Source organism: Salmonella sp. 2020_1395, assembly GCF_043848115.1.
GTDB classification, from domain to species: Bacteria; Pseudomonadota; Gammaproteobacteria; order Enterobacterales; family Enterobacteriaceae; genus Salmonella; species Salmonella enterica.
The window spans coordinates 299861-309044 of the sequence record NZ_JBCMFH010000008.1; the positions used below are offsets into that span (position 1 = coordinate 299861).

Sequence of the window (9184 nt, forward strand, 5' to 3'; positions counted from 1 at the left end):
CATTAGTTTCCTATCAAATATCCATTTATTTTTACTGTGGTATACTTATCATCTCGCTCGATGATTTCACAAGGTGTATTGCCATCTATAGAAGGATAGATTATTTTTACTTCATTACTGAATTTAAAGGTGGAATTTTTTATTCTGTTTTTGATTAATGTGTCATCTTTTTTAAATGATGAGATCACAGGGTCTTTCTCTTCGCAAAACATAATATAATCATCGCGTTTTTCTACTGACATATAGTTTTCTGCGAAATCGTTTGTTCCAATAATTTCAGATTGTCCTGCTTTAATGTATATTCTTAATGCACTTGATAGATCGATTCTTTCTTCCAGAGAACTACTTGTGGCGTTAATATAATCTTCTGTTATCTCATAAAAACTTCTTGTAAGTCTACTGGAGTCAGCAGATATAGAAAGCCCTAAGAACGCTTTGTAAAAATAGGCTGCTGCGCCTGAATCATCTTTTGATGTCAAATTATTATCAAATAAAAAGACTTCATAGGCATTTTTATTCAGAGTTGACATTCGAGTTTTTTCTGAAAAAAAAGCGACTTTATAAAGTTTTTGTTCTGGAGTAAGAAATAAATTAGTTAAATAACCGATAGTAGCTACATTATCTTTAACTGTGGATGTGAAGCCTTCATGTAGCTCAGCTTTAATTATAGCGACAGCCCGGATTTTCTTTGTGATCCCGTAGGAACATCTCACGATGACAAGGACACCTTCTGGATGCTTTTTACTAGTTTGAGCTTTACCGAGCTTGTTGGCGATATCTTTGGTTTTCGATACAAAAAGCTCCTCACCAGCATCATGCAAAGTATGTATTTTTTCGAGTGGGTCGTCTTCAACTATGTCCATCTCAATACATTTTGACCCCTTAGATAGAACTTTGGTCAATCTTTGTTCGAGCGTCTGCTTTGCTTTCCCAGACAGGGGGATAATGTTGTTCGAATGTTCTACGTCAAAATGAGCCTGTTGCCCGGGCAAGTAGACTCTATGAATGATCAGATCGGTTATGTTCAGATTTTTTAAATCTAGCGGGCTTTTTATCACTTTTTTATCCTTACATATCACAAGGTTAAGCTTGTTGTGAATTTCTAACCGCCTTATAATACCACATCTAATCAATAGCATAGGAATAGCACTTTCAATATAACAAGATGGTAAAAGCACCAGATGCTAGACTTTTAGCTTATACTGTTTATTTATACAGTATTTATGGGGTTTTGCAACATCAGCATGATGTTAGCTTCATGGCTCGAATTGAAGATGAGCTTACACACGTAATGTGAACATGGTTTAAGCGAGGTTCTGGTTTTCAAAGTATTCGGGGCTAAGTCCGCCACAAACTCCGTGGTGACGCCAGCGATTCTAATTGCACTCAATATATAAACACTGCCGCTCGCATTCAGCCCTGATTTTCAGAAGACAACAATTTCAGGATGACAATGAGCTTTTAGCGTATCTTGTTCCTGTTAGACAAAATATTTTTATAAATAAAATCAATTAACTACACGTATACTGTAATTTTATACAGCAATGATGTTGTCTTTAGTGGAATTAAGGCTTATAAAGAACATGGTTGTAACTGCATATAGTGATTTTTTTTGATGAAAACACTACATAAGTGATGTTCATGACTTTTTGGGGATTCGTTTCATGAGTAAAAACGTAAAACAGACTTCTGAAAATGTGGCTTCTACTGCTGCAAAAACGCTGACTGATCCTAATGCCTCAGCCATCCAGAAAAGCCTTGCTGGTTCTGCTCTTTCTCAACGAGGGACATCGAACCAGACCAGTGGCAAAATGGAACATAAGGCTTCCTCAGCTCTTGATAACCCACGCTCCAGCGAATTAACGAAGCAGCTTGCCGCTTCGGTATTGGCACAATCAAACAAAGGGCGTAAGTGACAAGTTACAGGGAGAGTAAAACCTCCCTGTGTTTTTTTATTTACTGAGATACTTTGCTTGCTGGAAAGCGATTATTGTTTCTGAGCAAACTCAAAGGGCCTGACCATCTCATCCCGATTCGCATCAAGAAAATCAGCCCACCACTGAAGCATCAGGCGGCGTTGGTCAAGATGCTTGGCCTTGTGGGTATAGGCAGCACGAACGCTGTTGCTCTCCTTGTGGCTCATTTGAAGCTCCACGGCGTCTTCTGACCATAAACCAGACTCAATTAAGGCGCTACACGCCAAAGTGCGAAAACCGTGTCCACAGATGTCTTGTGTGGTGTCATAACCCATCTTACGCAGCGCCTTGTTGATGGTGTTTTCACTCATCGGCTTGAATGAGTCATAACAGCCCGTAAAAATTAATCCCGCATCATTACCTTCTTCATAGGTAAGCTGACGGATCTCTTTCAGTATCGTAATAGCCTGCTGGCAGAGGGGAACGAAGTGTTGGCGTTTCATTTTTGCGCCACGAGTGGAATGTTTGACATTCTCAATCGCTTCCCGCTGTTCGGGGATCACCCATAACTTACTTTTGAAGTCGATTTCCGACCACCGGGCGAAACGAAGTTCGCTGGAACGAATGAAGATCAGCAGATTGAGTTTAATCGCCAGTGTAGTCAGTCCACGCCCCTTGTAGGCATCAATACGTTCAAGCAGTAGCGGGATCTCTTCCAGCTCCAGTGCAGGGCGGTGTTCAGTCTCAGGCTTCTGAACAGCGCCTTCCATATCATAGGCGGGATTATGACGCATAAGCTTTTGCTGGACAGCATGACGCAGGATCGCGGTGATGTATTGCTTAATCCGCATGGCAATTTCAAGGTAGCCAAGTGTTTCCGCTTTTTTGACTGGCACAAGCAGGTCACCCGTATCCAGATCTGAAACGTTGCTGTCGCCAATATCCGGGAATACATAGGTCTCAAGGCGCTTCCATACTGTATCGGCGTAATCTTCAGACCATTTTGTTTTGGTGGCAAACCAGCTTCTGGCAACGACCCGGAACGAACGGGTTTTATCCCGCTTTTCCTGCAGAGCTTTTTCATCAGCCTGTTTTTTAGCGTTAGGATCGATTCCCTGAGCAAGCAGCTTTTTTGCTTCATCACGTCGTTGTCTGGCATCAGCAAGAGAAACTGCAGGGTAAACACCAATGGAAAACACTTTCTGTTTACCATCGAAGCGATAGCCTAACTGCCAGTATTTTGAACCATTGGGATGCACAAGAAGGTAGAGACCAAATCCATCAGTGAGCTTGACGGCTTTTTCCGCTGGTCTGGCATTTTTTACTTTAGTATCAGTAAGTGACATGACGGTTCCCTCCGCGTGCTGGTAAAACGCAAATCGAACCAGCTTTACCAGCATTTTTACCAGCAAAGTAGTGTGGATTCGAGCGGTTTTTAACGAACGAGGGTGAACGTGAAGAAGGTAATAACCAGTTGATATAAATGCAGAAAGCAGACGTCAGTGAACGTCTGCTTCCCTTAATTTGGCTCCTCTGACTGGACTCGAACCAGTGACATACGGATTAACAGTCCGCCGTTCTACCGACTGAACTACAGAGGAATTTTTTCAACGAGGCGCATAATACTGGGCCGGCTATAACGTGTCAACAGTAAAATTAACGCGCCAATTCAATTGGTTAATTAACCCACAAAGTGAGGAATTAATGTTCGGATTCCTCGCCGTAGTCGCCTTCGGCAGCGCTTACCCGTAAGCGCTGAGAAGGATCCTGGCGATAGAACTGGCAAAAACGCTGCCATAGCGCCGGGAAACGTGGAGCAAACAGTTCTGGCGCGCTGAAAAAATACTCTGACAACACGGCAAAACATTCTGCAGGGTCGGTGGCGGCATAGGCATCTATACTGGCAGCGCTTTCGCCAACAAGATCGATTTCATCCTGAATATTATTCATTGCCGCGTGGAGATCGTGTTCCCAGCCAGCCACATCGCGCAACGGGATGAAAGGGATGCCGCTGGCGCGATCGCCATTACGCATATCCAGTTTGTGCGCGACTTCATGAATAATGAGGTTGAAACCCGAAGCATCGAACGAGTCCAGGATATCCAGCCAGTTTAGAATGATGGGCCCTTGTTGCCAGCTTTGCCCCGACTGTACGACACGCTGGCTATGCACCAGACCTATGTCATCTTCCCATTCATCATCTACCACAAAGGGCGCGGGATAAATGAGCACTTCATGAAAACCATCAAGCCACTCAATACCGAGCTCCAGGATCGGTAAGCAAAAAATTAACGCAATACGTGCACTTTTTAACGAGTCGAGCTCAAATCCCTGTAGCGCTACCAGTCTTTTCTGCTGCAAAAAACGTTCGGCTAGCGCAATAAGCCGAGCCTGTTCTTGCGCGGTGAGGTTTACCAGAAGAGGTATAGCCAGCGCATCATCCCACGGCCAGTCTTCGTTCTGGGTTATTTCTTGTGCTTTCCAGGGCCACTTAATCATCGTTTTGCTCGTAAACTCGTCACTTGAACAAAATTACCCGAATAGGGTCTGTTAAAATGCCAAATTACCTGGCATCATTGCAATATACGGAGAGATGCCGGAGCGGCTGAACGGACCGGTCTCGAAAACCGGAGTAGGGGCAACTCTACCGGGGGTTCAAATCCCCCTCTCTCCGCCAATCATTCAACAAAATCAATCACTGACAAAGCGTTTTTGATTTCGTCATACATAAATCCCTGCATTAAAATTTCTTTCATTCGCTCGATTTTTCTTACTACTGATGCTGTTTTTTACCATTTTGCTGCGCGTCGGGCATCCACTTTTATCTTCTTTAGCTCACAAGCTCACACTCTTTTGCAACGCCCATCTCACATCTCTGGTGACAAAACAGTTTAACTGCCGTTGCTTCACACGGATCTTGTAAGGGTATCTTAAAGGAAATGGATTGCTGGAGGATGGAGGAAAAGAGGCGAAATCTTTTTCAGTGGTGATACCGCCTCCCCTGGACATGAGCTTGCCAGAACCTACGCGGTAAATCCTACGACACGAAGCCACGCGCAATTTTATGCGAAAACGCTGGCAATAGCCTTGCTGACTGATGCAAGCTATCTAAAATCGCTTGAAGATGACATCATGCAAAACAATCGCTTAAAAGACTCACCTGTTGATAAGCATGTTGAGGACGAAAAGAAGAAGAAAAATGCAGCCAGGTAAAAAGGGTTACGTTCGCCGTAAGCGAACGTGATCGCATCCAGCCTTAACGAACCTTTTTCCGTTCATCTCCCTTCATGTTTTTCAAAAAACTCTTTTATGAATGCCCCTAAAACGTCATACGCGAATTCGCTATTATTGTTCCCGTCGCGACAACATAGAGATTACGTAAAAAAACAGAGGGCAGACATTGAAAAATATTGGAAATAACGTAAAACGATTTGTCCGTGTTTTTTATTTGTCATTTAAACTTACAGAAATGGCTGTACTGTTATCAGTATAAAGATAATTTCAGTTGTCCAGATGAATCATTTTTAAAACTATTTGTATTAACAGGGTTTATTCATTTATTGAATGGATGCGTGCTCGTTTGGTCTTGTCATCTTGACGCTTTGAGATCACATATTCTATTCTATCATAGACAGCAGGGGAAATTAGCTGCTGGGATCGATTTTTGATTAATAAAATACTGGATGGAACCACGATGCAATTACCAGAACAGGATGAGTTTTTTGATTTTTTTGCTGCCAATGATGATGAACAAGCCTCTTTAAGGCGTAAGTTTTTTTTGGAGAAACATAAAGAACCGTGTCTGTCTGAGTCTGCATTAGAGGACTACCAGGCGCTGTTTATGAGTATCTACGGAATTAATATTGACTGGAAAGAGGGGACTTTTAGCCTGCTTGAGGCACTTTCAGATAATCAGGGAGAGAAGCCTGTCACGGTCAAATTCGATTATGATAGTGAGATTGAAACAGCAACGATAAATTTGGTTGATACGCAGTATGTGTTTCATCACTACCCAATGGGAAGTGATGGTTTTGATACAGAGCTGGTGCGCATTGAGCATATATTGGCTAATAGTGGATATAGTTTGCGGGTATATCAGAACAGCACTTTTAGTGATACATTATCGTTCTTACTCATTCCGTCAGATGAGTGGAAACGTGTTGAACAGCGTTATAGCCCAGAGCATATTTCTGCATACTTCGTTCCGTATGGAAAACAACTTGTTATTCCTGAGGTTGCTGCTCCAGTCGTAAATTATGTGCCATCCGTTAAACAAGAAACATCAAATGTCCCTGCGTTGTTTAATGCTCGGGGTATCCGTATTTATTTTTTAAGTATAATGCTAATCGCATTTGCAATTTATATTTTGTGGAATATACTGACGAAAATAGAACCTTTATCATCAGGCCAACCTGCTGGCTGTGAAGATGTACAAAATTTATACTCAAAATTACGTCCAGAAGTAGCCGAGCCATTAAAAGAAAAAATGCGTAAGAGTTTGGGCTGTAAATGATAAATTTTCAGCTTAAGAAAATTACACTAATGGATAGGTAATAGAGATATATTTAATTTGATATTGTGTTATCGAAATAGTAATAACAGATAATATACATATTCTTGCGGTGGTGGATGAAGCGATTTTTATCTTATTTGTACAGGAAAAGAAAAAGAGTTTTTTTAGCTACCATGACTCTTATTAATTTTGTTGCCGCAAATCAAAAATACTACGCTTTTAATTTGTTGTCAGTATTTATCATGGTGTTCTGGTCAGTTCAGTACCTCCTGCAGCATCTCCTTGTCCAGACTCAGCTCAGCGACCAGCTTCTTCAGCGGCTGATTCTCATCCTCCAGTTGCCGCAGACGCCGCAGTTCCGTCACGCCCGGCCCGGCAAATTTTTTCTTCCAGTTAATGGGATGGACTACCTCCTCCCGCTGCGGTTAACTGTACGAAATGTGCTCACCAGGAGAATCACCATGAATATCGTATTTCTGGGTATTGATCTGGCTAAAAATGTTTTTCAGCTCTGCGGGTTAAACCAGGCCGGCAAACCGGTTTATACGAAACGCACTGGCCGAAAAGAATTGCTCCAGACGCTGGCAAATATTCCTGCATGTCTGATTGGGATCGAAGCGTCCACCGGGGCATTTTACTGGCAGCGTGAGTTTGAGAAACTGGGGCATAAAGTAAAGGTCATCAGTCCTCAGTATGTAAAACCCTTTGTCCGCGGGCAAAAAAATGATGGTAATGATGCACAGGCCATCGCAGTAGCTCTGATGCAACCGACAATGCAGTTCGTGCCGCCAAAAAGCCCCGAACAGCAAGATATCCAGGCTTTACACCGGGCAAGGCAGCGTATTGTCAATCACCGCACTGCTACAGTCTGTCAAATAAGAGGGCTGTTACTTGACCGGGGGATCCCCATTGGCAGTGCTGTCTCCAGAGCTCGCCGTGCTATTCCTCTTATCCTTGAAGATGCAGAAAACGGTCTAAGTTCCCGTATGCGCAGAACAATTGCCGAACTCTATGATCTCTTTAACGATCTCGAGCGTCGGATCCATTTTTTTGATAAGGAAATTGAAACAGTATTCAGGCAATCAGAAGCCTGTCAGCGTATCGCCAAAGTTAAAGGCATTGGTCCTAAAACGGCCACGGCCGTTGCTGCTGCTATTGGCAAAGGAACTGAATTTAAGAATGGTCGCCACTTTGCTGCATGGCTGGGCCTGGTTCCACGCCAGCATTCGAGTGGCGACAGGCAGGTGCTGATGAATATGACGAAAAAAGGCGATAAGCATCTGCGGACACTTTTATTCATGGTGCCCGCGCTGTCGTCAGGGTTGCCACGAATAACAATGATGGTCATATGAATCAGTGGGTTAACCAGTTAAAGGAACGGCGCGGATTTAATAAAACGACCGTGGCGGTCGCTAACAAAAACGCGAGAATAATCTGGTCGATGCTGAGAAATGAGACCGAGTATCAGGTAGTGTGAAATTAATCCCCTGCCAGCAAAAGTTGCAGCGTACTGAGAAATGATGACAGGTTGCACCTGCACAATCGGAACCTGATTTTTATACTGGCCTCAGAGGCCGTCCAGTTGTTGAGGTGATTGTGTGCGGATTACCCATTTGGGCACAGATTTTCCTGATGCCGGATAGATGTAAGCAACAACCCAAAACCAGATTCAGTACTTGCAAAACGGAGGTAGTCCATAGATGTAAAATGTGGCCTCAGAAATTCCCATCTTTCTGCAGACTTCCCCGACGCGGGTGCCGGTTTCAGCCTGTTTCAGGGCAAACGCGATTTGTTCTTCGGTATAATGGGTCTTTTTCATGACAATGCGCCTCTCTGTGAGATGGAAAAAAGACCGGAAACTTCAGTTTAGACTGATACTATTTATAGGGGGAAGGTCAAGCGCGGGGGGCAGGGAATACATGATTGTTATCTTTCAATCGTGGTAAATCTTTTAGCAGAGCAACAACAGCATCAGATAGAGAAACCCGGTGTTCTTTTGCTGCCGAGAGATACTTATGCAAACTTTTCTAAAGCGTTTCAGGTAGGGGAGTGGGGCTGTTTTACACAATCTATAGTAAGTTTGGTGTAGCAACCAAAGGTCCAAAAACAAACCTTTTATCAGGAAAATCACAGTAAAAACAAGAAGTTCAGATACAAAAAAAGCTCGTTTACACGAGCTTCTTTATGCAGGACAAAACCAAATATGTATCGTAACTAATTGATTTTCTATCAAATATGGCGGTGAGGGGGGATTGACTCGCTGCGCTCGCCCTTCGGGCAGTCTCCTCGCAAGCTAGTCGTCTGTCCAACTGGCTGCGCCGCTACTCAGCCCATCCCTGGGCCTCGCCCCTTCGGGGCCAGAGCAAGCTCTGTTCAAAAACGCTCCCGGCGTTTTTGTGTCGAATCCCGGTCGGTGGTTCTCATCCCCCCTTGGTTTGGGGGATACATATAAGCAAAAAGCCCGTACATTCGTACGAGCTCTTTCTTAAATATGGCGGTGAGGGGGGGATTGACTCGCTGCGCTCGCCCTTCGGGCAGTCTCCTCGCAAGCTCGTCGTCTGTCCAACTGGCTGCGCCAGTTGTCGAACCCCGGTCGGGTGTTCTCATCCCCCCTGTAGGGTGGCTTTATGACTAGTCCTGATATAGGTTGACAGTTTTTTGTCTGTAAAACGCCTGATGAACATCATCGGGCGTTTTGTATTTCAGGGCCAGGTGTGGCCGTTCATGGTTATAAATTGCCACGGACTCTTTTACT

The 9184-nt window shown here is 43.8% G+C and carries 5 protein-coding genes, 2 tRNA genes and 6 pseudogenes; 5 read left to right on the forward strand and 8 right to left on the reverse strand.

Annotated features, from left to right (window positions below; all coding sequences use genetic code 11):
• Nucleotides 1-2 precede the first annotated feature (2 nt).
• Nucleotides 3-1058 (reverse strand): nucleoid-associated protein, encoded by a 1056-nt coding sequence (locus tag ACH0WD_RS15645; protein ID WP_000597543.1) that lies wholly within the window; start codon nt 1056-1058, stop codon nt 3-5.
• 246 nt (nt 1059-1304) lie between these two features.
• Nucleotides 1305-1413: pseudogene (locus ACH0WD_RS15650) on the reverse strand (IS3 family transposase); the annotation flags it as partial.
• A 251-nt stretch (nt 1414-1664) separates the two neighbouring features.
• On the opposite strand from ACH0WD_RS15650, the gene ACH0WD_RS15655 reads away from it, so the two are divergent.
• On the forward strand, nt 1665-1916 hold the full coding sequence (locus ACH0WD_RS15655) for a hypothetical protein (protein ID WP_000042271.1): 252 nt from the start codon (nt 1665-1667) through the stop codon (nt 1914-1916).
• A 71-nt stretch (nt 1917-1987) separates the two neighbouring features.
• Here the strand turns inward: ACH0WD_RS15655 and ACH0WD_RS15660 are convergent, their stop codons facing one another.
• The 3 genes from ACH0WD_RS15660 to mtfA all read right to left on the reverse strand — a co-directional run bounded on the left by ACH0WD_RS15660 (nt 1988) and on the right by mtfA (nt 4415).
• Nucleotides 1988-3262 (reverse strand): integrase arm-type DNA-binding domain-containing protein, encoded by a 1275-nt coding sequence (locus ACH0WD_RS15660; RefSeq protein WP_001747611.1) that lies wholly within the window; start codon nt 3260-3262, stop codon nt 1988-1990.
• Between the two features lie 179 nt (nt 3263-3441).
• Nucleotides 3442-3517 (reverse strand) — tRNA-Asn (locus tag ACH0WD_RS15665).
• A 100-nt stretch (nt 3518-3617) separates the two neighbouring features.
• The gene (gene mtfA / locus ACH0WD_RS15670; protein WP_000598916.1) at nt 3618-4415 is read right to left on the reverse strand and encodes a DgsA anti-repressor MtfA; all 798 of its coding nucleotides are present in this window, start codon (nt 4413-4415) and stop codon (nt 3618-3620) included.
• An 88-nt stretch (nt 4416-4503) separates the two neighbouring features.
• Between mtfA and ACH0WD_RS15675 the strand changes: the two genes are divergently transcribed.
• From ACH0WD_RS15675 to ACH0WD_RS15685, 3 genes and pseudogenes are all read left to right on the forward strand, one after another.
• Nucleotides 4504-4593, forward strand: a tRNA-Ser gene (locus ACH0WD_RS15675).
• Between the two features lie 290 nt (nt 4594-4883).
• Nucleotides 4884-5129, forward strand: a pseudogene (locus ACH0WD_RS15680) (hypothetical protein); the annotation flags it as partial.
• Nucleotides 5130-5610: 481 nt separating this feature from the next.
• Nucleotides 5611-6429, forward strand: coding sequence for a hypothetical protein (locus ACH0WD_RS15685; RefSeq protein ID WP_001176774.1), 819 nt, complete (start codon nt 5611-5613; stop codon nt 6427-6429).
• Between the two features lie 260 nt (nt 6430-6689).
• Here ACH0WD_RS15685 and ACH0WD_RS15690 read toward each other — a convergent pair.
• Nucleotides 6690-6821: pseudogene (locus ACH0WD_RS15690) on the reverse strand (transposase); the annotation flags it as partial.
• Between the two features lie 69 nt (nt 6822-6890).
• On the opposite strand from ACH0WD_RS15690, the pseudogene ACH0WD_RS15695 reads away from it, so the two are divergent.
• Nucleotides 6891-7906, forward strand: a pseudogene (locus ACH0WD_RS15695) (IS110 family transposase).
• A 225-nt stretch (nt 7907-8131) separates the two neighbouring features.
• Here the strand turns inward: ACH0WD_RS15695 and ACH0WD_RS15700 are convergent.
• Nucleotides 8132-8248: pseudogene (locus ACH0WD_RS15700) on the reverse strand (transposase); the annotation flags it as partial.
• An 82-nt stretch (nt 8249-8330) separates the two neighbouring features.
• A pseudogene (locus tag ACH0WD_RS15705) lies at nt 8331-8438 on the reverse strand (integrase); the annotation flags it as partial.
• Nucleotides 8439-9184: the final 746 nt, after the last annotated feature.

What these genes read in the sequence shown, in the direction of transcription:
- ACH0WD_RS15655 (WP_000042271.1), top strand. Translation starts at nt 1,665, where the DNA reads ATGAGTAAAAACGTAAAACAGACTTCTGAAAATGTGGCTTCTACTGCT.
- ACH0WD_RS15685 (WP_001176774.1), top strand. Translation starts at nt 5,611, where the DNA reads ATGCAATTACCAGAACAGGATGAGTTTTTTGATTTTTTTGCTGCCAAT.
- mtfA (WP_000598916.1), bottom strand. Translation starts at nt 4,415, where the DNA reads ATGATTAAGTGGCCCTGGAAAGCACAAGAAATAACCCAGAACGAAGAC.
- ACH0WD_RS15660 (WP_001747611.1), bottom strand. Translation starts at nt 3,262, where the DNA reads ATGTCACTTACTGATACTAAAGTAAAAAATGCCAGACCAGCGGAAAAA.